21 protein-coding genes and 3 pseudogenes are annotated in these 25716 nt (G+C 64.9%); 10 read left to right on the top strand and 14 right to left on the bottom strand.

The features are described from left to right. From EOD15_RS06245 to EOD15_RS06210, 8 genes and pseudogenes are all read right to left on the bottom strand, one after another. Window positions 1–559, bottom strand: a pseudogene (locus EOD15_RS06245) (ABC transporter permease); the annotation flags it as partial. Then, window positions 556–1530, bottom strand: a complete 975-nt coding sequence (locus tag EOD15_RS06240; RefSeq protein WP_127319839.1) for an ABC transporter permease — start codon at window positions 1528–1530, stop codon at window positions 556–558. The pseudogene EOD15_RS06245 and the gene EOD15_RS06240, both read right to left, overlap by 4 nt. Next, window positions 1523–3013 (bottom strand): sugar ABC transporter ATP-binding protein, encoded by a 1491-nt coding sequence (locus EOD15_RS06235; RefSeq protein ID WP_245463590.1) that lies wholly within the window; start codon window positions 3011–3013, stop codon window positions 1523–1525. The genes EOD15_RS06240 and EOD15_RS06235 overlap by 8 nt, the downstream gene beginning before the upstream one ends. Before the next feature lie 13 nt (window positions 3014–3026). After that, a complete protein-coding gene (locus EOD15_RS06230; protein ID WP_127408357.1) occupies window positions 3027–4070 on the bottom strand; it encodes an ABC transporter substrate-binding protein in 1044 nt (347 codons plus the stop codon). Window positions 4071–4166: 96 nt separating this feature from the next. Then, a complete protein-coding gene (locus EOD15_RS06225; RefSeq protein ID WP_245463589.1) occupies window positions 4167–5060 on the bottom strand; it encodes an SMP-30/gluconolactonase/LRE family protein in 894 nt (297 codons plus the stop codon). A gap of 300 nt (window positions 5061–5360) precedes the next feature. Further along, a complete protein-coding gene (locus tag EOD15_RS06220; RefSeq protein WP_281035277.1) occupies window positions 5361–6221 on the bottom strand; it encodes a YihY/virulence factor BrkB family protein in 861 nt (286 codons plus the stop codon). A 114-nt stretch (window positions 6222–6335) separates the two neighbouring features. Beyond that, complete coding sequence (locus tag EOD15_RS06215; RefSeq protein ID WP_127318792.1) at window positions 6336–7058, bottom strand: response regulator transcription factor; 723 nt, start codon at window positions 7056–7058, stop codon at window positions 6336–6338. Continuing rightward, window positions 7058–8332 carry a histidine kinase gene (locus tag EOD15_RS06210; RefSeq protein ID WP_127318790.1) on the bottom strand — a complete coding sequence of 425 codons (1275 nt, stop codon included), beginning with the start codon at window positions 8330–8332 and terminating at the stop codon, window positions 7058–7060. The genes EOD15_RS06215 and EOD15_RS06210 overlap by 1 nt, the downstream gene beginning before the upstream one ends. A gap of 331 nt (window positions 8333–8663) precedes the next feature. Here EOD15_RS06210 and EOD15_RS06205 point away from each other — a divergent pair. From EOD15_RS06205 to EOD15_RS06170, 8 genes and pseudogenes are all read left to right on the top strand, one after another. Beyond that, window positions 8664–11079: pseudogene (locus EOD15_RS06205) on the top strand (glucan 1,4-alpha-glucosidase). A 63-nt stretch (window positions 11080–11142) separates the two neighbouring features. Next, complete coding sequence (gnd, locus tag EOD15_RS06200) at window positions 11143–12156, top strand: phosphogluconate dehydrogenase (NAD(+)-dependent, decarboxylating) (protein WP_127318788.1); 1014 nt, start codon at window positions 11143–11145, stop codon at window positions 12154–12156. Window positions 12157–12178: 22 nt separating this feature from the next. Further along, entirely contained in the window at window positions 12179–13555 is a 1377-nt protein-coding gene (gene zwf, locus EOD15_RS06195) for a glucose-6-phosphate dehydrogenase (RefSeq protein WP_127318786.1), read from the top strand. A gap of 12 nt (window positions 13556–13567) precedes the next feature. Next, window positions 13568–14285: pseudogene (locus EOD15_RS06190) on the top strand (ROK family protein). Window positions 14286–14500: 215 nt separating this feature from the next. Further along, window positions 14501–14962, top strand: a complete 462-nt coding sequence (locus EOD15_RS06185) for a MucR family transcriptional regulator (protein ID WP_127270031.1) — start codon at window positions 14501–14503, stop codon at window positions 14960–14962. Window positions 14963–15184: 222 nt separating this feature from the next. Beyond that, a complete protein-coding gene (locus EOD15_RS06180) occupies window positions 15185–16285 on the top strand; it encodes an aminotransferase class I/II-fold pyridoxal phosphate-dependent enzyme (RefSeq protein ID WP_127318784.1) in 1101 nt (366 codons plus the stop codon). 162 nt (window positions 16286–16447) lie between these two features. Then, on the top strand, window positions 16448–17686 hold the full coding sequence (locus tag EOD15_RS06175) for an MFS transporter (protein ID WP_127318782.1): 1239 nt from the start codon (window positions 16448–16450) through the stop codon (window positions 17684–17686). A gap of 54 nt (window positions 17687–17740) precedes the next feature. Further along, window positions 17741–18049 (top strand): NIPSNAP family protein, encoded by a 309-nt coding sequence (locus tag EOD15_RS06170; protein ID WP_027037386.1) that lies wholly within the window; start codon window positions 17741–17743, stop codon window positions 18047–18049. 96 nt (window positions 18050–18145) lie between these two features. Here EOD15_RS06170 and EOD15_RS06165 read toward each other — a convergent pair whose 3' ends face one another. From EOD15_RS06165 to hemC, 6 genes are all read right to left on the bottom strand, one after another. Beyond that, the gene (locus EOD15_RS06165; protein WP_127268698.1) at window positions 18146–18859 is read right to left on the bottom strand and encodes a glutamine amidotransferase; all 714 of its coding nucleotides are present in this window, start codon (window positions 18857–18859) and stop codon (window positions 18146–18148) included. A 15-nt stretch (window positions 18860–18874) separates the two neighbouring features. Next, the gene (locus EOD15_RS06160) at window positions 18875–19354 is read right to left on the bottom strand and encodes a TerB family tellurite resistance protein (RefSeq protein WP_127268697.1); all 480 of its coding nucleotides are present in this window, start codon (window positions 19352–19354) and stop codon (window positions 18875–18877) included. A gap of 36 nt (window positions 19355–19390) precedes the next feature. Then, entirely contained in the window at window positions 19391–20995 is a 1605-nt protein-coding gene (locus tag EOD15_RS06155) for a heme biosynthesis protein HemY (RefSeq protein WP_127318780.1), read from the bottom strand. A gap of 10 nt (window positions 20996–21005) precedes the next feature. Then, a complete protein-coding gene (locus tag EOD15_RS06150; protein ID WP_127318778.1) occupies window positions 21006–22520 on the bottom strand; it encodes a COG4223 family protein in 1515 nt (504 codons plus the stop codon). Window positions 22521–22630: 110 nt separating this feature from the next. Then, the gene (locus EOD15_RS06145; RefSeq protein WP_127408356.1) at window positions 22631–23347 is read right to left on the bottom strand and encodes a uroporphyrinogen-III synthase; all 717 of its coding nucleotides are present in this window, start codon (window positions 23345–23347) and stop codon (window positions 22631–22633) included. Between the two features lies 1 nt (window position 23348). Beyond that, window positions 23349–24275, bottom strand: coding sequence for a hydroxymethylbilane synthase (gene hemC, locus EOD15_RS06140; protein WP_127322722.1), 927 nt, complete (start codon window positions 24273–24275; stop codon window positions 23349–23351). A gap of 101 nt (window positions 24276–24376) precedes the next feature. Between hemC and tsaD the strand changes: the two genes are divergently transcribed. Together tsaD and EOD15_RS06130 are read left to right on the top strand one after the other, a co-directional pair. Next, on the top strand, window positions 24377–25462 hold the full coding sequence (tsaD, locus tag EOD15_RS06135; RefSeq protein WP_185928977.1) for a tRNA (adenosine(37)-N6)-threonylcarbamoyltransferase complex transferase subunit TsaD: 1086 nt from the start codon (window positions 24377–24379) through the stop codon (window positions 25460–25462). After that, a partial coding sequence (locus EOD15_RS06130; RefSeq protein ID WP_185928975.1) for an NAD(P)-binding domain-containing protein occupies window positions 25459–25716 on the top strand: 258 nt, incomplete at its 3' end. The genes tsaD and EOD15_RS06130, both read left to right, overlap by 4 nt.

Raw genomic sequence — 25716 nt, 5'->3', positions numbered from 1 at the left:
ACAGGCCCCAGACCGTGCGTTTGAGAGCGATCATGGCGGCCAGCGTCAGCAGCATCACCGCGATCGGCATGAATTGCACACCGCCAAGGCTCATCGAGGTGAACCGGGAAAGGCCTGCCGGCGGCTTCAGCGTCGCCTGGCCGCCGAGATTGAAGGCAAGCGACTGGAAGACGAAGCTCCAGGCGAGCGTCGCGATGATCGGCGGCAGCCTGAGCGCGACGATGGCAAGGAAGTTCGCGGCACCCGCGACAGCGCCGACGGCAAGTGCTGCAAGCAGGCCGGGCAGCAGCATGCCGTCGGACCCTTGCATCACCGTCATCGACACATAGGCGGCCAGCGTCAGCACGGATGGCACGGACAGGTCGATATTGCCCGGCCCGGAAGCGACCACGAACATCTGCCCGGTTCCCACCACCACGCTGAAGGCACCGAAGGCGAGTGCGCCCGACAGCGTGGCGCCGGCACTGCCCATGCCCGAATAGGCTGTCGTCGCCAGCCACATTGCGAGCGCCACGATGAAGCCGTAGGTCCACGGCGCGAGGCTCAATCTCCGGGTCATCGCGTCCGCTCCGACAAAAGCACGCGCCCGGCCAGCACGAGAAACAGGATGACGCCCTGGGCGCCGATCTGCCATGTCGGCGGCACCTGCAGGAAAGACAGAAGCGAGCCCGCGAGCGACAGCGTCAGAGCGCCGATCACCGTGCCGACCGGCGAGACGACGCCACCGGTGAAAGCGCCGCCGCCGAGGATCACCGCGCCGACGCCGAGCAGCGTATAGGCCGGCGCGACATTGGCGTCGCCCGATGTGGTGAGGCCGGTCAGCGTCAGCCCGGCCAGACAGGCGAGCAGGCCGGCGACCGCATAGACCGCGACCCGAATGCCGATAACGGACCAGCCGGCGCGCTCGACGGCGCGCGGATTGCCGCCTGCGCCGCGCAGCACCACGCCATAGGAGGAGCGTGAGATGACGAGATGGCCGGCGAGCGCCGCCAGTGCCGCCAGCCAGATCGACAGCGGCATCAAAGGCGGCTGCCAGCTCATGAAGGCGGCAAGCCATGCGGGTGCCGAGCCACCCGGTGCTGGCAACAGGATGACGGCGATGCCGAGCCAGATGAAGGACATGCCCAGCGTCACGATGATCGAGGGCAATTGCCGAGCATGAATAAGCAGGCCGAAACCGGCATAGGCGGCGATCAGGACGATGTAGCACAGCGCCGCGATTGCCGGCGCATCCCCGAGATAGAGCGCCGTGACGCAGGTGATCAGCCCGACAAAGGCACCGTTCGACAGGTCGATGTCGCCCAGCATGATCACCATCATCTGCGCCAGCGCGGCAAAGACCAGCGGCACCGAGAGCTTGAACAGCAGATGGAAGCCGAAATAGCTCATCGCCGCCGGGCGGATGCTGAAGATGATGGCCAGCATGACCAGCAGCGCGATCGCCGGCAGGCCGACCTGCAAGGCATTGAGCAAGGCCGGGCGCGCATTGGAAGAGGAACGGGCGGGAACACGGGCAGCCGCGTCAGACATGCTCGCCTCCGAACGACGCCTGCAGGATACGGCCGGTCTCGATGGCGTCGCCTTCCAGCCTGGTCGCGGCGCGGCCCTCGCGGAAGACATAGATGCGCTCGCAATTGGTCAGCTCTTCGAGTTCGGTTGTGTACCAGACGAAGGAGCGTCCGTTCTCCGCCTCGGCGCGGATCAGGCGGTAGACCTCCTGCTTGGTGCCGACATCGACGCCGCGCATCGGATCGTCGAGGAAGATCACCTCGGCGTCCGACGCCAGCGCGCGGGCGAACAGCACTTTCTGCTGGTTGCCGCCGGACAGCGACATGATCGGCGTGTCGATCGAAGGCGCCTTTACCTTGAGCCGCTCCGACCAGGTCTCGGCCAGCTTGCGGGCGGCGGCGCCTGAAATCATGCCGCCCCGCGTCAGCGCATCCAGGCTGCGGATGGTCAGATTGTCGGCGATAGACCACAGTGAGAACACGCCTTCAGAGCCGCGGTCGCCGGCAACATAGGCACCCGGCAAGGCCTCGCGCTGCCGGCGCGCGGCATAGAACATCGCGCGCAGCCGCTCGCGCTGGCCGTGGCCGTCGAGCCCGGCGAAACCGATGATCTCGCCCTTGCCGACTTCGATGGTCAGATCAGCGGTGTCGCGGCCGGCATGCCGGATAACCGGAGCTTGCACCGACGACGCCTTGCCTACGGAGCGATCGCGGGGCCGCTCGATGCTGCCCATCAATTCGACAAGCGCGGCGCGCGACAGGCCGGCGGTCGCCCGCTCGGCGACGACCTTGCCGTCGACCATGACGACGGTGCGGTCGCAGACGGCGAGGATCTCGTTCAGTCGATGGGTGATCAGGATGCAGGCGATACCACGTCCGGCGGCACGACGAATGTGGGTGAGCAGTTGCTCCGTCGCCTCATGGCCGAGCGCCGAGGTTGGCTCATCGAGAATGACGGCGCGCAATTTGATGCTGGTCTGCGTGAAGGCGCGAGCGATCTCGACCATCTGTCGCTCGCCGATCGGCAGGTCGGCGACCTTCCTGTCGAGGTCGATTCCGTGGCCAGGGAAGATCTCGTCCAGCACCGGACCGATTACCTGGCGCGCGCGCCGCCGCCAGCCCAACCCACGCAAGGACCTGTGCACGATGCGGGTGTTTTCCGCCGACGTCAAATTGGCGCAGAGCGACAGTTCCTGAAAGATACAGCGCAGACCGGCCTGCTGGGCACTGGCCGCACTCCAGGCACCGATCTCACGTCCGCCGACGCGAAAGCTGCCGCTGCTGCGCTCGATGGTGCCGGCCAGCACGTTCATCAGCGTCGACTTGCCGGCGCCGTTGTGACCGACCAGGCCAACGACCTCGCCGGGGTTCAGATGAAAATCCACGCCGCCCAAGGCATGCACGGCATCATAGCTCTTGCGGACATTGCCTACCTCGACAAGAGGGCTGTCAGCATCGCCTCTCTCTGCTGCGTCCTTTTTGGGCAACGTGGGATCGTTCATCATTCGGCCATGCTGCTCATTTCGGCGCGGGTACGCCGGGCAGAGGTTCTTTCTTTACGTTGGCGTCGATGATCTTGGCCACCAGCTCCTGCGGATATTCGGCATTGACAACGCCGCCTGCGGGAACCGTCTTCAGCCAGGCGTCGAGGTCAGGCTGATTGATCTGCAGGAGCGGCACCTCGACGAATTTCGGCACCTGCTTGCCGGCCAGGATCTGCTGCGCGACCCAGAACGCGACCTGCGAGACGCTGGGCGTGGCGCCCAGCGAGAAAGTTTCGTAGCCGCCGGCATCATGCTCCTGCTTCCACAGCGCCAATTCGTCCTGGCGGTTGCCCATGATGATGGTCGGACGCGGCTTGCCGGCGGCGGCGAAGGCCTGGGCCGCACCGTAACCGTCACCGCCCTGGTCGACGACGCCTACGATGTCGGGCAGCGACGGCAGGATGGTCGCCACCGCCTTCTGCGCCGTCGTCTGGTCCCAGTCGCCGGTCACCGAACCGACGATCTTGAACTCGGGATGGGCGGCGACGCCTTCGAGGATGCCGGCATGGATGGCATCGTCGATCGAGGTCCCGGCAAGCCCACGGATTTCCAGAAGATTGCCGCCCTTGGGCTGGAACTTGGCCATCTGCTCGATTTCCTGCTTGCCCATGTCCTTGAAGTCGACGACGACACGGTAGGCGCAAGGTTCGGTCACGGTGCCGTCGAAGGAGACGACGACGATGCCGGCATCGCAGGCCTGTTTGATGGCGCCGTTGAGCGCATCCGGCGAGGCCGCGTTGATGACGATCGCGTCATAGCCCTGCAGGATCAGGTTCTGCACCTGTGCTGCCTGCGTCGGCACCTCCTTGTCGGCGGTGGTGAAGATGTCGGCCGCGCCGACGATCTTGTCGGCGACCGCCTTCTTGGTGACGATGCCATAGCTGTCGAGCATCGCCTGCCGCCAGGAATTGCCGGCATAATTGTTGGAAAAAGCGATCTTCTTGCCACTGGTGTCGGCCAGCGCCGTGCCCGAGGCGAGCATTGCCGCCAGAGCGCCCAGAACGAACAGTTTCTTCATGTCGTTATCCTCCCAGATGTGTTGACTGCTGCATTCCCACCGGCTTTGACCCCGGCCTCACTCCCAACTCTGATTTGAGCACGGATTGTCGCGAGCTCAAAACAGTCTCAATCCCGGCACGCGCACCCTGAGCCGGTACAGCGACGTCGACGCGGTGATGTAGAGGCTTTGCAGATCGTCGTCACCGAAGGTGAAATTCGCGCAATCCTCGGGCGTCCGGATGACGCCAAGAATGGCACCCGAGGCGTCGAAAATGTGGATGCCGCCGGGTCCGGTGCAGTAGAGATTGCCGCGGCTGTCGATCTTCATGCCGTCGGGCGCCCCCGGCCCCTCGCCCTCGGTCACCGCCCACACCGCGCCGCCATTGAGGTCGCCATTGGCTTCGACGCCGAACACCCTGACGTGCCCGCGTTCGGTGTCGTTGATGAACAGCCGCGACTCGTCCAGCGAAAAGCAAAGCCCGTTCGGCTGCCCGAAATCGTCAGCCAGCAATGTCAGCCGGGCGCCATCGCCATCGATGCGGTAGACGCCCTGGAACGGCAGGTCCTGAGAGCGTGGCACGCCATAGAACTCCCTCCGGCCATAGCCCGGATCGGTGAAGTAGATCGATCCGCCGGTGGCAACGACGATGTCGTTCGGGCTGTTGAGCTGCTTGCCCTGATGGTGCGTGGCAAGCACCGTCGCGCTGCCGTTGGGCTCGGCGCGGGTCACCCGGCTTGTTGCGTGCTCGCAGGTGACCAGCCGCCCCTGGCGGTCCAGCGTGTTGCCATTGGCCTTGTGGCTCGGGGCGCGGAACAGCTCGATCTCGCCTGCGGCACTACGGCGATACATCCGGCTTTCCGGAATGTCGGAGAAGACCAGCCATTTCTCATAAGGATGCCAGACCGGGCCCTCGAGGAAGCCGAAGCCGCTCGCCAGCGTCTCAATGGTCGCATCGCCGACGACGTCGTCGAAGCCGGAATGGCGCGCACGCGCCGACACCGACATCATCGGCTCCCGGCGCGAACAGCCGTGCTACTCCGCATGGTGACGAATGGCATGAACGCTTCCCGATACAGTCTTCTTGTTGGGGCAGAGCGTAGGCGCGGTACCGACGAGCCGATACGGGTCAAAGCGCACGGCCGACTGTGCGTTTGCACAGTCGGCCGTGCCTATAGAGCACAGGATAGCGACGACGTCAGATCAGGGCCGGCGACCACTCCGCAAAAGCGCGGTCAAGGTTGCGCTCGCGCACGCCACCGCCACGAGCACGACCACGCCGGCAGAGTTGGACTCCTGCCGTGCTCGAGCTCAGTCGTGCTGCGCGGGTAAAGGGCTGTCAACCAAGGTGCCCAGGTCGGACCGGCTGCCGTGCCGAACGGAATAGGCGCGCGTGAACTCGGCGCCGAGGAGGAAAATTTCCGACGAGTAGTAAACCCAGAGCAGTATGACGAGCAGGCCGCCAGCGGCGCCATACGAAGACGCAACCGCGCTGGTGCCGATATACCAGCCGATAAGCGATTTTCCCAATGTGAACAGGGCCGCGGTCCCGACAGCGCCAATTGCCACATCGCGCCATTCCAGGGTTCGATCGGGTAAAACCTTGTAGATGGCGGCAAACATCACGGAGATAAGTGCAAACGAAACGACGCCATTGATTCCGCTGAGTATGATCGTTCCGAACGGCAGATAGGCGTTGATGAAATCCCCCAGTGCCGAAATCGCGGCGCTTGCGATGAGAGAGACCAGCAACAGGAAACCGAGTGCGGCCACCAACCCCAGGCTGGCGGCCCGTGCCCGCACCAGACGCGACAGGGAATTGCCTTGCGGTTCGATCTTCCAGATTGTGTTCAACGACTGCTGCATTTCGCCGAAGACACCAGACGCGGCCACCAGCAAGGTGACCAGCCCTATGATCGCGGCCCAGGTGCCGTACAGGCTGTCGGATGCACTTTCCAGCGCAGTCTTCAGGAGATCGGCGCTTTCCGGCCCCATGAGCCCTGATATCTGCGCGGACAAGGCCAATTGTGCGGCATCGTGGCCGAAGACGAGACCAGCAATCGCAACCACGATCAGCAAGATCGGCGCCAGCGAGGTGGTGGCATAGAAAGCCATCGCAGCACCATGGCTAAGCGCATTGTCGTTGATGAAGCCGACTATGCTTTCACGCACCAGATGCCATGAATCTGTGATTGAGGGTCGCACTTCGGGTCCGCAGGCATTGAGTTGGCGTTCACTAGCAATGCGCCTGACCTTCCGAAGTTCCGGGGCGTGGCCGCCGCTGTTTCAGTGCTCCGCCAGCCAGGCATCGAGCCGGTCCTGTTCGCGGCGCAGTGCGTCGATGTTGATCAGGCCACGCGCCATGGCGAGATAGATCGCCCGTGTCCGCGAGTTGAACACGGAAGCATCGCCGGCGCCGTCCTCCGCCGGCACGATGCCGAGCTTGTCGTAGCAGTGCTTGATGCGGCTCTGCGCACCACGGATCGACAGGCCGCGCCGCGCCGCGATCGCCCGGTCGGTCAGGCCGAGCGCGATGTCGATCAGGCTCTCATATTCGCCGTCGGTGATGCCCTCGAACTTGTCCTGCACGCGGTGCTGGATGCCGCGGATTTCGCGGTCGATGATGCAGTGGCCTTCGCGGAAAACCCCGCGCAGCGCGGACCGCATGCCCTCCTCCGTCGCCGATTTGAGCACATAGCCGTAGACCGAACCGGGCGGCACGATGCGCGCCACGCCGCGCACATAGGCTTCGTCGGCGAAATTCGACCAGAACAGGATGTGCGTGCCGGCGCGACGGTTCCAGATCGCCTTGGCAACTTCGATTCCCGTCGCCTTGGGCATCTGCAAATCGAGCACGACATGCAGTGGCTCGCGTTCGGCCGCCAGGTTGATGGCGTCCTCGCCGTCGCTCGCTTCGATCACCTCGACGTCGCCGGGCCACAGCTGCTCCACCGTCCGCCGCGCGAAGCTACGGTGCAGCCCGTCATTCTCGGCGATCATCACAAGCATCACATGGCCTCCGATACGGCGAACTCGCCAGGCACCGCTGCAGCCGCCGCCAATTCTCGCGACGGCTGGCGGTCGATCTCGACGACGACACGGGTGCCGCCGTTCTTGCGGCCGGCCTGGCCGATGCGCAGCCGCGCCCCGATAAGGGCTGCCCGCGTGTGCATATGGCCGATGCCGCCATACGCAGCCGGGTCGACGGTGCCGCAGCCCTGGCCGTCATCCGTCACGATCACCCGCAGCACGCTCGCGGTCGACGCCAGCAGCACGTCGATGCGGTGCGGCGCGGCATGGCGAACGGCATTGTTGATCGCTTCCTGCACGATCCGGTAGAGCGCGGTCCGCACTGGCTCCGGCAAACTGTCGGCGCCGCCGTCGCTGGTGTCGGCGATGCGCACGGCGATCGGCGGCTTGGCCTTGCTGACACTGCGGTTGAGATGCGCTTCGACCGCATCGCGCAGGCCGAACAGTTCGAGCACGCTCGGCCGCATGGCGTCGACGATGTGGCGCAGTTCCGTCAGACAGCCGGCGACCTCCTGCTCGAGGTCGGCAAGCTGCGCTGCCCGCGCCACGCCCTGGCCGCGCAAGGCCGAAAGCTGGCGCGCGATGCGGGCGAGATCGGCAAGCGTCTGGTCGTGCAGGTCCATGGCCATGCGGCGGCGTTCGCGCTCCATGCCCTCGGTCAATTGCGAGGCGCCTACGCGCAGCAGTTCGACGCGGTTGCGCGCCTCGCTCTCGGCCAGCATGGCGCGGCGCGCCTCCTCGGTCTGGATCAGCGCGAAGATATAGGGCGCGATCAGATCGGCGCATTGCTGGGCGACCGCGACATCGGCAAGCGTGTAGCAGCCGATTTCGTGCCGACTGATGTTGAGCGCGCCGATGACGCTACCGCGCGCCCTGAGCGGCACGATGATGCGGCTGCGCAGCTTGGCCGCGAAAATCGGCTCGTCGAAAGCGCCGGCAAAATGAAAACGGTCGTCGACAAGCGCGTTGTCCGACAACAGGTAAGGCGTCTTGCCCCACAACACGAAGCGAATCGGACTGCCTTCCACCGGATGCTGGGCGAGCTCGCTCCAACTGGTGTGGAAACCGGCTTCGTAGCAGGCATGCATGCGCCCATCGTGAGACAGCACAGCCAGATCGATATGGTCGTGCGGGATGAGCGTGCCGATCTCGATGGCGGTCGCGCGGAACGCCGTGCCGGGATCGATATGGCCGGCAAGCGCCCGCGATATCGCCAGCAGCCGGTCGATCAGGACCAGGGACACTTCCGCCATTGCTTTCACGATCCTCCCGTGCCGCGAAATAGTGGACGCATGCCGCCGCCGCTGTCAACGACGGCGCCGTTGACTATAGGAATTTTTTCTTGACTCGGTGACCTCACCTATGGTACATTTTTGTCCATGGTGCTGATTTGCGCCAGTGACCCGCCGCACAGGCGGGTTGTTTGCTTGATGCTCCGTCAGCCAATGGCGGGCGAAGGCTCCGAAGAAACCCGTCAGCCCGAGTTCGTTGCCCTGCCGTTGGACCGGCCGATCAACTTGCGGTGCAATGATTGTAAAGGGTTCGCGTCCTGGTCTAGGGAGGAGGCCAGGAGACCGAAACAGAATGCCAGTGACGCAAAACGTTGCTCCGGGCGCCCCGGGGATCCCGGCGCGCTGGACATCAAGCGCCAAGAGTGGCGTCGGAACGTCGCTTTCGCCGGCCGGCCGGATCTGGTTTACGATCAGCCACGGCATCCTCAACGAAGTCTACTATCCGCGCGTCGACAGCGCCTGCACCCGCGACCTCGGCTTGATCGTCACCGGTCCCGGCGGCTATTTTTCGGAAGAGAAACGCGATGCCGTGCATACGATCGAACCGTTCGAGGACGGCGTGCCCGCCTACAGGCTGGTCAACACGGCTGATGACGGCGCCTGGCGGATCGAAAAGCGCATCCTCGCCGACCCGGCGCGCCCGGCACTGCTGCAGGAAATCACCTTCACGGCGCTGAAAGGGGTGCCCGGCGACTACCGCGTCTACGCGCTTCTGGCGCCGCATCTGGTCAATGCCGGCATGGGCAACACCGCCTGGGTCGGCGAGCACGAGGGAAAGCCCGTGCTGTTCGCCTCGGGGCGCGGCTCTTGCCTGGCGCTGGCCTCGTCGCAGCCCTGGCGCACCGGCTCGGCCGGTTATGTCGGTTTTTCCGACGGTTGGCAGCAACTCCACGACACCGGTGAGCTCGACGCTGCATACCAGCGGGCCGAGGACGGCAATGTCGCGCTGACGGGCGAGATCGGCTTTTCCGCCACAGAGACCAAGGCCTTGCTGGCGCTTGGGTTCGGCGCGACATCGGACGAGGCCGCGGAACATGCTTTCGCCAGCCTGAAGCAGGGTTTTGAACCCGCGGCGAAATCCTATCTTCAGAACTGGCGCTCAAAAGGGCTTGCTGCCGCTGGACGACCGGCACGCGGTGCCCGGGATCAACTTCTATCGCGTCTCGACGGCGGTACTGGCGACGCACCGGTCGATCGCGACGCCAGGCGCCGCGGTCGCCAGCCTGTCGATCCCGTGGGGCTTCAACAGGGGTGACGACGACCTCGGCGGCTACCATCTGGTCTGGCCGCGCGATCTGGTCGAGACGGCGGGCGGCTTTCTTGCTGCCGGCGATGCCGCCTCGGCCCTGCAAATCCTCGATTACCTCAGCTCCATCCAGCAGCCGGACGGCCATTGGCCGCAGAACGCCTGGCTCGACGGATCGGCCTATTGGCCCGGCATCCAGATGGACGAATGCGCCTTTCCGCTGCTGCTGGCCGACGCTTTGCGCCGCGCCGGCCATTTGCCGCGCGCCAGGCTCATGACCTTCCTGCCGATGATCGAGCGCGCCGCCGGCTATGTCGTGCGCAACGGACCCGTCACCGGCGAGGACCGCTGGGAAGAGGATGCCGGCTACAACCCGTTCACGCTCGCCGTCGAAATCGCCGCACTGCTTGCCGCGGCAGACCTGCTCGACGCCTGCGGCAAGACAGACGCCGCGACCTATCTGCGCGAGACATCAGACGTCTGGAACGACCAGGTCGAGCGCTGGACCTACGTCACCGGCACGGCGATCTGCAGTCAAGTCGGCGTCGAAGGCTACTATGTCCGCGTAGCACCACCCGACAGCGCCGAGGCCGGTTCGCCGAAGGACGGCTATGTCCCGATCAAGAACCGGCCGCCCGGCGACACCGACCGGCCGCCCGAGGAAATCGTCAGCCCGGATGCACTGGCACTTGTCCGCTTCGGTCTGCGGGCGGCCGACGATCCGCGCATGACAGACACGGTCAAGGTCATCGACGCGCAATTGCGCTGCGATCTGCCGCAAGGGCCGCTCTGGTACCGCTACAACGGCGATGGCTACGGCGAGCACGAAGACGGCGCGCCGTTCGACGGCACCGGCCAGGGTCGCCCCTGGCCGCTGCTGGCCGGCGAACGTGCCCACTATGAGCTGGCGGCTGGACACGAGGAAAAGGCAGCCAGCCTGCTGGCAGCGCTGGAAGGCTCGGCCGGACCGGGCGGCCTGTTGCCGGAGCAGGTCTGGGACGGCGCCGATCTGCCGGAACGCGAACTGCTGCATGGCCGCCCCTCGGGCAGCGCCATGCCGCTGGTCTGGGCACATTCGGAGCATATCAAGCTGCTGCGCTCGCTGCGCGACGGCGCGGTCTTCGACATGCCGCCGCAAGGCGTCAAGCGCTATATCGAGGACAAGACCGTATCGCCGTTCAGAACCTGGCGGTTCAACAACAAGATCCGCACCATGCCGGAGGGCAAGACGTTGCGCGTCGAATTGTTGGACCCGGCTACGGTCCACTGGAGCACCGACAACTGGGCGACCACCCACGACAGCCATACGGTGGAGAACGCCTTCGGCATCCATCTTGCCGATCTGCCTGCGGCAAGCCTCCCCGAGGGAAGCACGCTGCTCTTCACTTTTTTCTGGCCCGGGACCGGCGATTGGGAGAATGTCGACTTCTCCGTCATATCGGGCGACCAAGATGGCCAGTAGATCACAGCCAGTAGACCTTCCCTCGATAACCCCGCAAATCTCGTAGAAAACAGGGACGAAACCATGCAGATCGGAATGATGGGACTGGGCCGGATGGGCGCCAACATGGTCCGGCGCCTGATGCGCGACGGCCACGAATGCGTCGTCTACGACATCAACCCGGCCAGCGTCGCGGCCCTGGTGACCGATGGCGCGTCAGGGGCGGCCTCGCTGGAAGAATTTGTCGGCAAGCTGGCCAAGCCGCGCTGCGTGTGGCTGATGCTGCCGGCGGCGATCACCGGCAGGATCATCGACCAGGTGGCGGCCCTGATGGAGCCCGGCGACATCGTCATCGACGGCGGCAATTCCTACTACCACGACGCCGTCGACCAGGCCGCGAAACTGGCCGGCAAGGGTATCCATCTTGTCGATGTCGGCACCAGCGGCGGCGTCTGGGGCCTGGAGCGTGGCTACTGCCTGATGATCGGCGGCCCCGACGTGGCGGTGCAGCACCTCGATTCGATCTTCGCCACGCTGGCACCGGGCGCCGACGTCGGCGCCAATCCGCCCAGCGATGCCGGCACCGCGCCCTTTGGCTATCTGCATTGCGGACCGAGCGGTGCCGGCCACTTCGTCAAGATGGTGCACAACGGCATCGAGTATGGCGTCATGGCCGCTTATGCCGAAGGCATGAACATCCTGAAGTCGGCCAATGCTGGCAAGCGGCAACGGACGGCGGACGCCGAGACCAGTCCGCTGGAAAACCCGCAATATTACCAGTTCGACATCGACCTTCCCCAGGTGGCCGAGGTCTGGCGGCATGGCAGCGTTATCGGCTCCTGGCTGCTCGACTTGACGGCCGGCGCCTTGAAAAGCGATCCGGGCCTGGTGAATTTCGGCGGCCGCGTCTCGGATTCCGGCGAAGGCCGCTGGACGCTGAAGGCGGCGATCGACACCGGCGTGCCGGCTCCGGTGCTGTCCTCGGCGCTGTTCGACCGCTTCTCCTCGCAGGGCGAATCCGAATTCGCCGACAAGCTGCTCTCCGCCATGCGCTATGCCTTTGGCGGCCATGTCGAGAAGCCGAAGGCCGGCAAGTGACGACACGGGGGGAGACACGCGCATGAGCCAGGAACGGTCCGACACGCTGGTGCTCTTCGGGGCAACCGGCGACCTCGCCCACAAGAAGATATTTCCAGCCCTTTACCAGATGGTCGCCAAGGGCACGCTCACCGAACCGGTGATCGGCGTCGCCTTCGATGCCTGGGACCTCAAGCAATTGCAGGCGCGCGCGCGTGACGGCATCGTCAATGCGCTCGGCAAGATCGACGAGAAAGCGTTCGCCAAATTCGCCTCGCTGCTGCGCTACGTCAGCGGCGACTACCGTGACGGAGCGACGTTCGAGAAACTGAAGAGCGCCCTCGGCACCGCGCAGCGGCCGCTGCATTACATGGCGGTGCCGCCGACCATGTTCGAGACCGTCGTCCAGGGGCTGGAGCAATCAGGCACGGCGCATGGCGCGCGGCTGATGGTGGAAAAGCCCTTCGGTCACGATCTGCAATCGGCGCGCTGGCTGAACCGGGTCCTGCATCTGGTGTTCGACGAACAGTCGATCTTCCGCATCGACCATTACCTGGGCAAGGAAGCGATCCAGAACCTGCTCTATTTCCGCTTCGCCAATTCGCTGCTCGAGCCGATCTGGAACCGCAACTACGTCGAGAGCGTGCAGATCACCATGGCCGAGGATTTCGGCGTCGAGGGACGTGGCCGCTTCTATGACGATGTCGGCTGCATCAGGGACGTCATCGAGAACCATCTGCTCAACATCCTGTTGCTGCTTGCCATGGAGCCGCCTGTCGGCCGGTCCGCCGACGACCTGATCGATGAGAAGGTGCAAGTGCTGCGCGCGATCAGGACGCTGACCAAAGACGATGTCGTGCGTGGCCAGTTCACCGGCTATCTCGCCGAGCCCGGCGTGGCGCCGAACTCGCCGGTCGAGACCTTCGCGGCGGTGCGTTTCTTCGTCGACACCTGGCGCTGGCAGGACGTGCCGTTCTTCATCCGCGCCGGCAAGAACATGCCGGTGCATGTCACCGAAGTGGTGGTGCGGCTGAAGCGGCCGCCGCTCGATGTCTTCGACCCGATCAAGCCCGCCGACCAGAACTACGTCCGCTTCCGCATCGACCCACAGGTGGTGATCGCTATCGGAGCCCAGCGCAAGGCGCCGGGCGACGACATGATCGGCGAGCAGGTCGAACTGACGGCGCTCGACGACTCAAAGGGCGACATGCCGCCCTATGAGCGTTTGATCGGCGACGCCATGAACGGCAACGGGCAGTTGTTCACCCGCCAGGACGCCAGCGAACTGGCCTGGCGCATCGTCGGCCCGGTGCTTGGCGACACCACCCCGCCGCATCTCTACGAGCCGCTCACATGGGGACCCGCGGACGTCATGGCCGGGTTCGGGCCGCCCAATGGCTGGATCGATCCGGTGAAGTGAGAGGACCACACGATGGCCAAGGCGGTGAAGCAACCTGCATCGGGCACCGGGAAGCCGGATACTGAAAAGATCGTGCTCACGATCGACATCGGCGGCTCGCACGTCAAGATTCTTACCAGCGCCGGCGGCGAGGAGCGCCGCGCCGACTCCGGACCGGACCTGACGCCGCAGCAGATGATCGACGTGGTCAACAAGCTCGCCCAAGGCCTGTCCTACGACGTCGTCTCGATGGGCTATCCCGGCCCGGTCAATCACAACAGGCCGCTCGCCGACCCCGCCAATCTCGGCAAGGGCTGGGCTGGATTCGACTTTGCGGGCGCGTTCGGCAAACCGGTGAAAGTGGTCAATGATGCTGATGCAGGCCATCGGCAGCTACGAGGGCGGGCGCATGCTGTTCCTCGGGCTCGGCACCGGTCTCGGTGCGGCGATGATTGCCGACAACGTCGCCCAACCGATGGAACTCGCGCATCTGCCCTACAAGAAGGGCAAGAGTTTCGAGGATTATGTCGGCGAACGCGGCCTGGAAAAGCGCGGCAAGAAGAAATGGCGCAAATACGTCTTCGACGTCGTCGACCGGCTCCGTGCCGCTATGCAGCCGGACTATGTCGTGATTGGCGGCGGCAACGTCGACAAGCTCGATGAATTGCCCGCCGACTCCAGGCGCGGCGACAACACACGCGCCTTCGAAGGCGGGTTTCGTTTGTGGCGCGACAAGGCGCTGATAGTCTGATACTGTTATTGTTTAATATAGTTGTTCAAAATAACGTGTGATCTGCCATCAAGTCGTTGCAATGCGCAGATTTGCCGACTAGGAATTCCGCGCTACAACAACGCCATTCGTTCCGTGGACGCACGAAGGACGCCATAGCATTTTGATTTCGCGCATGATCCCTTCCGGAAGTCGAATCCGATTTTCAGGTCATTCGCTGTAGACGGAGAAATAGAGTGACCGACGATAGCAACAGTGCCCGTAAAGACATCGATCTGCTCGAACTGACCGCTCACATCGTGTCCGCTTACGTCGAGAAGAACCGCTTGCCCGCCTCCGGCCTGGCCGACCTCATCGCCAGCGTCAGCGCCTCGATAAACGCGCTCGGCAAGCCTGCGGTCCCGGTGGCTGCCCCCCTGGTCCCGGCTGTCAACCCCAAGAAGTCGGTGACACCCGATTTCATCATCTGCCTCGAAGACGGCAAGAAGTTCAAATCGCTGAAGCGTCACCTGGGCGTGCATTTCGGCCTGACGCCGGACGCCTATCGCGCCAAATGGGGCTTGCCGTCGGACTATCCGATGGTCGCTCCCAACTACGCGGCCTCGCGTTCGCTGCTGGCGAAATCCATCGGCCTCGGCCGCAAGGCTGCCCCCGTGAAGGCACCCGCCAAGGGCAGGAAGGCCAAGGCCTCGGCCTGAACATTCAGTCCTGAGCCAACAGTTAGGACGACTGGAACAGAAGCCTGCCGGCGAATTCGCCTTGGCAGGCTTCCTATTTTTATGGCTTGGATAGGTGGACGGGTTCCTAGAGCAATTCCAGGAAAATTGTGAAACGGTTTTCCGTCCGGAATTGCCTAAAAACAAGGAGTTAGAGCGGGTCGCCGTTTCCGTGAACGGTGAACTGCTCTAGGGGAGCGAGCCATGAACTACACCAGGATGGTGATCGAGAAAGAAGCGCCGGAAGAGTACGGCTATGACCGTATCCGCTACAATCTCTCCGAAAGTTCGATCGCCGACCAAAAACTTTCCGACATCGGCCTGTCGCTGCCCGATCTCACGCTTTTCTATGGCGAGCATCGCGGCGACAAGGCGTTGCGCGCGCTGATATCGGCGCAGGACGCCGGCATTTCACCCGATGATGTCCTGGTCACCGCCGGTGCCGCCGGCGCGCTGTTCATCATCTCGACCTCGCTGCTGTCGGCCAATGACCATCTCGTCGTCATCAGGCCCAACTACGCCACTAACATCGAAACCCCAAGGGCGATCGGCTGCGCCATCAGCTTTGTCGACCTGGCCTTCGAGGAAGGCTTCGCCATCGATGTCGAACGCGTCAAGGCGGCGCTGCGGCCGGACACGAAGCTGATCAGCGTCACCTGCCCGCACAACCCGACCGGCACGATGATGAGCCGAACCGAGCTCGATGCGCTGGTGGCGCTTGCCGAAAGCAGCAACTGCCGTCTGCTGGTCGACGAGACCTATCGCGACCTTTCCTACCGCCGGCGGCTGCCGACGGCTGCCTCACTGAGCCCGAAGGCGATCAGCGTCTCGTCATTGTCCAAGGCCTTCGGCATTCCCGGCATCCGCATCGGCTGGCTGATCACCCGGGACGCTGAGCTTCAAGAGAAATTCCTCGCCGCCAAGGAGCAGATCGGCATCTGCGGCAGCGTTATCGACGAAGGCATCGCCCGCGGCATGCTCGAACGCCGGGACGCCTTCCTGGCGACATTGCTGCCTGAAATGGCGAAGCGTCGCGACATCGTCCAGGCCTGGATCGATCGCGAACCGCTGGTCGACTGGGTGCGGCCCGAAGGGGGTGTCGTAGGCTTTCCGCGCCTCAATGTCGAACCCGGCTTCGACCTCGACCGGTTCTATGTGAACCTGCTGGAAAACCATGGCGCCTATGTCGGACCCGGCCACTGGTTCGAGATGGAAAAACGCTTCTTCCGCGTCGGCTTTGGCTGGCCGACGGAAGCCGAATTGCGCGGCGGCCTTGATGCCATCTCCGCCGCGCTGCGGCAGTAACTTACGCGTGCTGGCGACGGAGAAGGCTGAAAATTCCTTGATCCAGCACTGATTTTGACGCATATCCGCTGCGAACTGAGCTAAAAGTTCCGCCAGCCGGACCAGCGCCCATCGTGGAAGTGCCCCGCCAGCTGATGCCATTCGAACGGGGCCTCTTAAATCATGACAGCAGAACAGATATCGCCGGACCAGCGCTATGCCGCGTTCCGCCATCGATCCTTCCTGAGCTATTGGGCGGCGCGTTTCCTCACCACATTCGCCACCATGATCGTGTCCGTCGCGGTCGGCTGGCAGATGTACGATTTGACCCGTGACCCGCTCGATCTCGGCCTTGTCGGCATCGTCCAGTTCCTGCCGTCGCTGCTTCTGGTGCTGGTCACCGGCGTCGTCGCTGATCGCTTCGGCCGCCGCCTGATCATGGCGCTGGCGGTCGTGGTGGAGGCGATGTGCGCGCTGGCGCTGCTGGTCCTGACGCTGCGCGGCATCAGCGGGCCGCTGCCGATCTTCTGCGTGCTTGCCATGTTCGGCGTCGCCCGCGCCTTTTTCGGTCCGGCCTCCGCCTCGCTGTTCGCCAATCTGGTGCCGCCTCAGGATTTCGCCAACGCCATCGCCTGGAATTCATCGGCCTGGCAGACGGCGACCATCGTCGGACCGGTCGCCGGCGGCCTGCTCTACGGCGTGTCGCCGGAAGCGGCCTACGGAACCGCGGCCGTCCTGATGCTCGTGTCCGGGCTGCTGATCTTCACCATCCCGAAGCCGTCGCAGCGGACCGAGTCGGAAAAGCCGACGATGCAGCACCTGCTCGGCGGGTTCAGCTACATCTGGAGCGAGAAGATCGTGCTCGGCGCCATCTCGCTCGATTTGTTCGCCGTGCTCCTGTCCGGCGCCTCGGCGCTGCTGCCGGTCTATGCGCGCGACATCCTCCAGCTCGGCCCCTGGGGCCTCGGCCTGCTGCGCTCGGCGCCCAGCATCGGCGCCATTTGCGTCGCCATCTGGCTGGCCGGGCATCCGCTTCGCAACCACGCGGGCATGATCATGCTGGTCGCCGCCGCCTCGTTCGGCGCCTTCACCGTGCTGTTCGGCCTTTCCACCATCACCTGGCTGTCGATCGTGGCGCTGGTCTTCCTTGGCGCCACCGATATGTTCAGCGTCTACATCAGGGAAACGCTAATTCAGCTGTGGACGCCCGACGAGGTGCGCGGCCGCGTCAACGCCGTCAACCAGGTCTTTGTCGGCGCCTCCAACGAGGTCGGCGAATTCCGCGCCGGCACGATGGCCGCACTGATCGGCACGGTGCCGGCCGTGGTGATCGGCGGCATCGGCGCCATCGCCGTAGCGGGCCTGTGGATGGTGCTGTTCCCGCAACTGCGCAAGGTGCGCCATCTCGACGGACGCAACTGATCTTCCTTCAGTTGACAAGCCAAAATGCCCCGCCCCCGTGCCACAGGAGCTCTCATGATCACTTGCTACCTGAAATATGTCATCGACCCCTACAAGCTTGCCGAGTTCGAAGATTATGGCCGTCGCTGGATAGCTCTGGTCAACCGCCTCGGCGGAAACCATCACGGCTATTTCCTTCCGAGCGAGGGGGCGAGCAATATCGCTTTTGCCATGTTCAGCTTCCCGAGCCTCGCCGACTACGAGGTCTATCGCAAGCGTATGGCTGCCGACCCGGAATGCCAGGAAGTGTTTGAAATGGAAAAACGCAATCGCAGCATTCTCAGCTACGAGCGCAGCTTCCTGCGGCCGGTGCTCGAACCTTAAAGCGCGTCGCGTCGAAACAGATTCACGCGCCGCGCTTTAGGTCTTGTTTTATGCATGTCGTTTTCCCAGAGGTCACTTTTGGGCGACATGCATTAGCTATCTGCTCGGCTTGCCGAAAATCATCCGCAGGAACTCGTCCAGCCAGCGCTTGAGATGCATGTCCCAGATCAGCCGGCCGCCGAGATGATCGCGGCCGGGCTGGGCACCGGGCAATTCGAAGCGATGCGCGCCGCGCACCACCCAGCGCTGCATCATCACCCTGGTCAGTTCGCCATGGAACTGGATGCCCCAGGCATTGTCGCCGTAGCGAAAGGCCTGGTTGGGATAGGTTTCGGCCGTCGCCAGCAGCGTCGCGTCCCTGGGCAGCGAAAAACCCTCGCGGTGGAACTGATAGACCATCTCCGGCCAGTGCATCAGTTGCTTGCCGGCTTCGGTCGCTTTCAGGGGATACCAGCCAACCTCGACCAGCCCTTCGCCGTGTCCTTCGACCTTGCCGCCGAGATAGTTGACCAGCATCTGTGCGCCGAGACAGATGCCGAGACATGGCCGGTTCTCCCTTAGCGGTATTTCCAGCCAGTTGGTCTCGCGGCGAACGAACTCGTCCTCGTCATTGGCGCTCATCGGACCGCCGAACACCACCGTGCCGGCGTGGCCGTCCAGTGTTTCGGGCAAGGCGTCGCCAAGCGGCGGCCGGCGGATATCGAGGTCGAACCCTTCTTCCAGCAACATGTGGCCGACACGCCCTGGGCTCGAACTCTCCTGATGCAGCACGATCAGTATCTTTGGCTTCGAACTCGTTTGACGCGGCATGGGAAGGCGGAGATCCTATTCGTCGCTCGATGTTCCGGTGGCGCCGGGCGCGTGCGCCGCTGCCTTGCGGCGCGCCTCGACGCGATCATGGCGTTCGACGCCGATCAGCTCGGCGACGCGCCAGACGGTGTTGTCCTCGAGCTCGTGCAACTCGCCGTCGGCATAGACGATTTCCCACATCAGGCCGATGAAGGCCTTGCGCGCATCGGCATCGAGATGCCGCTTCAGGACACTGGTGAAGGCATAGAGATCGATCGCCTCATTGTCGGCCCGCTCGCCGGCGGCGGCAAGTGCCTCAAGTTCCGTGCCGCTGATCGAATAGCTCTCCGCCAGCACCGCCTTGAACCGTTCCCACTCGACATCCTGGCGCACGCCATCGGCATTCATCACATGGTAGAGCAGCGCCGAGGCGGCGATGCGCGGATCGTCCGTGCTGGCACGCGTGCCGGCGCCGGCCGGCAAATCCCTGAGAAACGACAGAACGCGTTCAAACATAGATCCATACCCCAACGGCCTGACGGCCTGCCCAACTCAAAACAGCCGAAACCGGCGCGGCGATTTCTCCGCTTCCTCGTCCGGATCGACGCCGGGATCGTCCGGCAACCGCGCAAGCTCCTCGGCCGGATCGACGCCCTCGGCATCGCTCGGCACCGCGGCGAAGGCCGCTGCCGTGATCGGCCTGACATGATCTTCTTCGCGACTTTCAGCTTGCTTGCCCGCCGACGTCTCGCCACCGGCGTCATCGATCACCTCGATCGGCCCTTTTTCGCTCGTCGGCTTTGCCAATGCTTCGATGACCGGCGCCGCACCGGCTGGCATGTCGTCATGGCTGTCGATCAACTGGCCGAGACGCTCCATCGGCGCACGCCACTCGAAGGCGTCGAGCCGGCCGGTGATCGGCGACACCGGCGCCCAGCGTTCCGATACCACGCCGTCTGCGACCCAGGCCGGATCGCGCGGCGCCCGCACCGCCCGGGACAGCAGCTGCCGCACCTTGCCCTGATCGCCGGTTTCGGCCTCCTCAATGTCTGCGAGCAGCAGATAGGCGCCCTCGCGGCGGTCCATCCGGATCGCCGCCTCGGCCTCGCGGCGGGCGGTCGAGAAATCCTGCGCGTCGAGCGCGGCGCGCGCCACCGTCATCGACGATTCGGCGTGGTTTTTCTTCATTTCCTGCAGCTTCTTCGCCCGGTTGAGGCGGTCGAGCACGGCGTCGCCCGGCCTTGCATGGGTATAAAGCTCGGCGACCTCCGGATGCGGCTCGGCCTTCCAGGCTGCCTCGAGTATCTTCGAGCCCTTGCGCACATCGTTCTGCTTGAACAGTGCGGCCGCGGCGGCAACGGCGGCGGGCGCGAAGTCCGGCCGCAGCTTGTTGGCCTCGATCGCCGCCGTCCTGGCAGCGGCGGGGTCGCTGTCGGCAAGCGCCTGCGCCTTGGCGGTCAACAGCACGGCGCGGCGGCGGTTGGCGGCATCGCGCTCGATCTGCCGTGTCGATTTCTGCGCGTCGACCAGTTTCAGGGCGCCGTCCCAGTCGCCGCGCGCGGTCAACTCTTCCAGCGTCGATTCCGCCGCCCAGGCCAGCTGCGGCGCCATCACCGCGGCGCGGCCGGCATAATGCCTGGCGGCGTTGCGGTCGCCGAGCCGTTCGGCTTCCAGATAAAGCCCGCGCAAGCCCAGCAGCCGCATCTCGGGATCGTCGAGCATGCTCTCGAATTTCTGTCGCGCGCTTTCATGATCGCCTTCGAGCAGCGACGCCTGCGCTTCCAGCAGGTGGATCAGCGGCTCCTGGTCGGAACGGATCAGCTTGGCGGCTTCCTTGGTCTTCTTGCGGGCCAGCGCGCCATCACCGGCGCCGGCGGCAATCATGCCGGTCGACAGCGCCTGATAGCCACGATCGCGGCGGCGGACACGGAAATAGCGCGAGATGGTGTAGGGGCTGTTCCACAGCGACTTGAGCAGCCACCACAGGATCATCACCGCGGCGACCACGGCAACGACGGCCACCGCCGCCACCATCAGGCTGACCTGGTATTGATAGCCGTTAAAAGTGACGACCATGTCGCCCGGCCGGTCGGCCAGCCAGGCAAAGCCCAGCCCGAGCGCGAAAACGACGATGAGGAAGGCGAGCAGGCGGATCATTGTGTTGCCCTCATGCCTTCATCGCGCCCGAGATCAGCGCATCGACCTGGGTTTCGACCTCGATGCGTGCCTTCAGCTTGCCGGCAAAGTCCGCGCCAGCGGCCTTGGCGGCCTCGGGCAGCGTTTCATACTCGCTGAGTGCCTTCGCGTAGTCGCCCTGGTTGACCGCCGCCTCCATGCGCGCGACGGTTTCCGGTGCGCCGGCGCCTTCGACGGCGCCGATCGGCCTGACCTTGACCAGCGATTCGGCGCTCGACATCAGATTCTGCAGGAAGCCGGCATTCTCATCGACGGGCGTCGCGGCAGTGACCATGGCATTGGCGGCGGCATCAGCCTGCGATGCGATCTCGGCGCGGGTCGGAACGCCCTTTTCAGCATAGGGGCGCAGTGCCGCAAGCTGCGGCGCATCGGGCGAAATTGCCGCGAGGGTTTCGAGTTCGGCCGAAAACGGCCCGCCACGCTCGAGCGCCGCCTTCAAGGCCGACGCCGCGATGGCAAGCGCGACCTTCGGCTGCCCCGCCGCCGCCTCGACCTTGCCGGACAGCTGCGACACAGACTGCTCCAGCGCTGTCAGCCGGCCCTCCTGCGCCGTCGTAGCCTCGCCGGCCGACTTCACCAGCGCGTCGAGGCCAGCCAGTTTCTCGTTGAGCGGACCGAGATCGACCGGCGCCGAGCTGCCGGCCTTGCCGAGGGCGGCGACCGCCGTCTCGATCTGCGCGACCTTGTCGCCCAGTGCGGCGACCCCGGCCGCGTCGCCTGCTCCACCTTTCTCGACAGCCGATTTCAGCGCCGCCACATCGGCCTTGACCTGTTCAAGGCCCGAGGACAGGCCGACCATCTTGGCCGCTCCATCACCGTTGCCGCCGGCGTCCTTCAAACCGGCGATTTCGGTCTTCAGCGAGGCGATGTCGCCGTTGACGCTATCGAGCGAGACGCCGGCACCGGAACCCGGCGCGCCAAGCAGACCGGCAAATTGCAGCCCGCCGGCGCCGACCAGCGCGATGACGCCGCCGATGATGCCTGCGGCGACGCCGTTGAGGCCGCCGCGCTTTTCAGGGGGTGGCGCCATTTTCTCGTCCCGTGTCTCGGGTTTCGCCTTGTTGCCGTCGGTCTGCGTGCGCTTCGCCGATGCGTCCTCGAAACTGTAGTCGTAGGCTTTGGTCTTGCCGGCCGGCGCATCGGACGATCCGGGACCGTGGGACGATCCGGGCTCGTCGGACGATCCGGGATAGGGGATCTCGGCCTCGCTAGCGGGCTTTGTCGCCGCTGCCGGCGGCTGCTCCGGTTCGGCCCGGGCGTCGGTATGCTCCCAGGGCTCGAGATCGGTCTGGTCGGCGTGAACCGGCTCTTCTGGAACCTCGGGCTGCGAAGCGTTCGCTGCTTCCTCGGCCTTCGCCTCGTCTGTCTGGGCCTCCTGCCTGGCGGCGTCCTCGTCGGCGATGCGTGAAACGGCGCCCGGCTCGAGATCGAAGGTCACCGGCTCGCGGCGGCTTTTCGAGTGTCGCATCTTCGGCGTCTTGACCATGCCTGGGCTCCGCACAATTCGCTTCGTCTCAACGCCTGGCGGCGCATGATGGTTCAGAAAGGGTCTAGCACATCACCAAGCGGTGAAAAGGGGCGGTGTGATGACGCGGCTCAGCGCGGCGCCTGCAAAAGCGCCAGCAGCACATCCTCGTCGGGCTGCGCGGCAATGCGGATTCTTTCGCTGGCGACACCGTCGAAGGCTGCCGCGATGCGAGTGGAAAGCGCAAAAACCCATGTTTTTTCGAAGAGACCGCGCAGAGCGGGCCGTCTTGCCAAGGTCTGCATCGCCGCCGCCGCCTTGGCTGAATAGAGCAACACCGCGTCGGCAGGTTGCCCCGACAGGCGTTCGAGGATGACTTCGTCCGAATACCCCATTGTCAGCGTGTCATAAGTCTCGACGGCGTGGACCCGAACGCCCGCCGTCCCGAGCCTCTGTTCGAACGCCGGAAAACGCACGCGTCCGCAGAGGTAGACAATCGTCTTTCCAGAAAAATCGGCGGCGAGACTGTCGGCCAGCGCCTCCGCATCGCCCGGGCCTTCACTGACCGACAAAAACCCCGCTCGACGCGCCGCTTGCGCCGTCCTTTTGCCGACCGCATGACAAGGCAAGGCGGCGAGCGTCGCGATGATTTCTTCCGGCGCATGACGCACGGCATTGGCGCTGGTGGCGGCCACCGCGACGGCATCGTCCGGGATCAGTCCGGCGGCGGCAGGCAACGCCTTTGTTTCGGTCAGGGGCAAAAGAACCGGCTGAAAACCTGCCTCCTCAAGCCGATGCGCTGTGCGCGAAGCACCCGGTTCCGGCCTGGTCACCAGGACGCGAAGCATTTCAGAGCCAGCCGTCGAAGAACTTTTCGCCGGCCTTGGCGCGCACGCTCCGGGCCGCTTCACCGCCGATGCGGGCGGCGTCTTGCGCCGGCCCCTGCAACTCGACCGTGTGCGACTGCATGCCGTCGGGCGAGATGATCAGCCCGGCGAATGACAGTTTTCCGGCCTCGATCGCCGCATAGCCGGCGATCGGCGTGCGGCAGGAGCCATCGAGCGCCGCCAGGAAGGCGCGCTCGCAGGCCAGCGCCTGGCCGGTCGGCACATCATGGACGGCTGCCAGCATCTTTTCGACGTCGCGGTCGCCGATACGGGTTTCGATGCCGATCGCGCCTTGCCCCGGCGCCGGCGGGAAGACATCGAGCGGTATCAGGTCGGTGACGACATGCTCAAGCCCAAGCCGCTTCAGCCCGGCATAGGCCAGGATCGTGCCGGCGGCGACGCCTTCTTCGAGCTTGCGCAGCCGCGTCTGCACATTGCCGCGGAACATCACCACGTCGAGATCCGGCCGCATCCGGCGGATCAGCGCTTGCCGCCGCAGCGACGACGAGCCGACTTTCGCCCCGCGCGGCAGTTCGGCGATCGTCTTCGCCGCCTTGCCGACAAAGGCGTCGCGTGCATCCTCGCGCGGCAGGAAGGCCGAGAGTTCGAGACCGTCGGGCAGTTGCGTCGGCATGTCCTTCGACGAATGCACGGCGATATCGATCCGGCCCGCCAGCAGCGCCTCCTCGATCTCCTTGGTGAACAGGCCCTTGCCGCCGGCTTCCGACAGCGGCCGGTCCTGGATGCGGTCGCCGCTGGTCGAGATGACGACCACCTCGAACGCCTCCGCCGGCATGCCATGCGCGGCCATCAGCCGCGCCTGTGCTTCATGCGCCTGTGCCAGCGCCAGCGGGCTGCCGCGTGTTCCGATTCTCAAGATTGTTTGCATGGCGCGCAGTCCGTGATAACCCCCCGGCAAGCGAGGCTTTTCCGGGGTTCTCCTAACGGGGAAAGCCCCATGATACAATCTTTAGGGACAGCGACGAATTGATCCGCGTGCTGGGCATAGAGACGAGTTGTGACGAGACCGCCGCCAGCGTGGTGGCCATCGACGGCTACGCCGCGCCAAAAATCCTGTCCAACATCGTGCTCAGCCAGATCGAGGAGCATGCCGCTTTCGGCGGTGTCGTGCCGGAAATCGCCGCGCGTGCCCATGTCGAGGCGCTGGACGGCATCATCGAGGCGGCGCTTGCCGATTCGGGCACAGCACTCGCCGATATCGACGCGATTGCCGCCACCGCCGGTCCCGGCCTGGTCGGCGGGCTGATCGTCGGGCTGATGACGGCCAAGGCGATTGCCGCGGCGGCGAACAAGCCGCTGATCGCCATCAACCACCTCGAAGGCCATGCGCTGACCGCAAGGCTGACCGACGGGCTCGACTTTCCCTATCTCTTGCTGCTGGTCTCCGGCGGCCATACGCAAATCGTCGCCGTGCGCGGCGTCGGCGATTATCAGCGCTGGGCAACGACCATCGACGACGCGCTCGGCGAAGCCTTCGACAAGACCGCCAAGATGCTTGGCCTGCCCTATCCCGGCGGACCGAATGTCGAGAAGGCGGCACAGGCCGGCAATGCCTCGCGATTTGCCTTTCCGCGCCCGATGAAGGGCTCGGCCCAGCCCGACTTCTCCTTCTCCGGCCTCAAGACCGCCGTGCGCCAGGCGGCGAGCGCCATTGCGCCGCTGAGCGACCAGGACGTCGCCGACATCTGCGCTTCGTTCCAGGCGGCGGTGGCCGATGCGCTGGCCGACCGCGTCTCCCGCGCGCTGACGCGCTTTCGCGAGACATTTCCCGGCACGAAAAACCCGGCCCTCGTCGTTGCCGGTGGTGTCGCCGCCAACCGCACGATCAAGATCATGCTGGAGCGACTCTGTGCCGAGACCGGCTTCACCTTCATTGCACCACCGCTGAAGCTCTGCACCGACAATGCGGCGATGATCGCCTGGGCCGGCATCGAGCGGCTGCGCACCGGCATGGCGCAGGAGAACGGCTTCGATTTCGTGCCGCGCTCGCGCTGGCCGCTGGACAGCATCTCGGCGCCGATGGTCGGCTCCGGCCGGCGCGGAGCCAAGGCATGAACGAGCGGGCAATGAGCGGCAACGACACCGCGCCAACCGGCTGGCGCGTTGCCGTGCTCGGCGGCGGCGCCTGGGGCACTGCCTTGGCCTTAGCCATGCTGCGCGCCGGCCATTTCGTCCGCCTTTACGCGCGCGACCCGGAGACCGTCGCCGCGATCGACCGTGGCGAAAATCCACGCTACCTGCCGGGCATTACGCTCCAGCCCGGCATCGTGGCGACGAGCAACATCCAGGCCGCGCTCGACGGTGCCGAC

This window comes from Mesorhizobium sp. M7A.T.Ca.US.000.02.2.1, from assembly GCF_003996995.1.
Classification (GTDB): domain Bacteria; phylum Pseudomonadota; class Alphaproteobacteria; order Rhizobiales; family Rhizobiaceae; genus Mesorhizobium.
The sequence above is the reverse complement of the archived record's forward strand: the minus strand, read 5'-3'. Positions and strand labels throughout refer to the sequence as shown.

Excerpts from the sequence above, each read along its gene's own strand:
- EOD15_RS06240 (WP_127319839.1), bottom strand. The coding sequence starts at position 1,530 with ATGTCTGACGCGGCTGCCCGTGTTCCCGCCCGTTCCTCTTCCAATGCG.
- EOD15_RS06235 (WP_245463590.1), bottom strand. The coding sequence starts at position 3,013 with ATGATGAACGATCCCACGTTGCCCAAAAAGGACGCAGCAGAGAGAGGC.
- EOD15_RS06230 (WP_127408357.1), bottom strand. The coding sequence starts at position 4,070 with ATGAAGAAACTGTTCGTTCTGGGCGCTCTGGCGGCAATGCTCGCCTCG.
- EOD15_RS06225 (WP_245463589.1), bottom strand. The coding sequence starts at position 5,060 with ATGATGTCGGTGTCGGCGCGTGCGCGCCATTCCGGCTTCGACGACGTC.
- EOD15_RS06215 (WP_127318792.1), bottom strand. The coding sequence starts at position 7,058 with ATGCTTGTGATGATCGCCGAGAATGACGGGCTGCACCGTAGCTTCGCG.
- EOD15_RS06210 (WP_127318790.1), bottom strand. The coding sequence starts at position 8,332 with ATGGCGGAAGTGTCCCTGGTCCTGATCGACCGGCTGCTGGCGATATCG.
- gnd (WP_127318788.1), top strand. The coding sequence starts at position 11,143 with ATGCAGATCGGAATGATGGGACTGGGCCGGATGGGCGCCAACATGGTC.
- zwf (WP_127318786.1), top strand. The coding sequence starts at position 12,179 with ATGAGCCAGGAACGGTCCGACACGCTGGTGCTCTTCGGGGCAACCGGC.
- EOD15_RS06180 (WP_127318784.1), top strand. The coding sequence starts at position 15,185 with ATGAACTACACCAGGATGGTGATCGAGAAAGAAGCGCCGGAAGAGTAC.
- EOD15_RS06175 (WP_127318782.1), top strand. The coding sequence starts at position 16,448 with ATGACAGCAGAACAGATATCGCCGGACCAGCGCTATGCCGCGTTCCGC.
- EOD15_RS06170 (WP_027037386.1), top strand. The coding sequence starts at position 17,741 with ATGATCACTTGCTACCTGAAATATGTCATCGACCCCTACAAGCTTGCC.
- EOD15_RS06165 (WP_127268698.1), bottom strand. The coding sequence starts at position 18,859 with ATGCCGCGTCAAACGAGTTCGAAGCCAAAGATACTGATCGTGCTGCAT.
- EOD15_RS06160 (WP_127268697.1), bottom strand. The coding sequence starts at position 19,354 with ATGTTTGAACGCGTTCTGTCGTTTCTCAGGGATTTGCCGGCCGGCGCC.
- EOD15_RS06155 (WP_127318780.1), bottom strand. The coding sequence starts at position 20,995 with ATGATCCGCCTGCTCGCCTTCCTCATCGTCGTTTTCGCGCTCGGGCTG.
- EOD15_RS06150 (WP_127318778.1), bottom strand. The coding sequence starts at position 22,520 with ATGGTCAAGACGCCGAAGATGCGACACTCGAAAAGCCGCCGCGAGCCG.
- EOD15_RS06145 (WP_127408356.1), bottom strand. The coding sequence starts at position 23,347 with ATGCTTCGCGTCCTGGTGACCAGGCCGGAACCGGGTGCTTCGCGCACA.
- hemC (WP_127322722.1), bottom strand. The coding sequence starts at position 24,275 with ATGCAAACAATCTTGAGAATCGGAACACGCGGCAGCCCGCTGGCGCTG.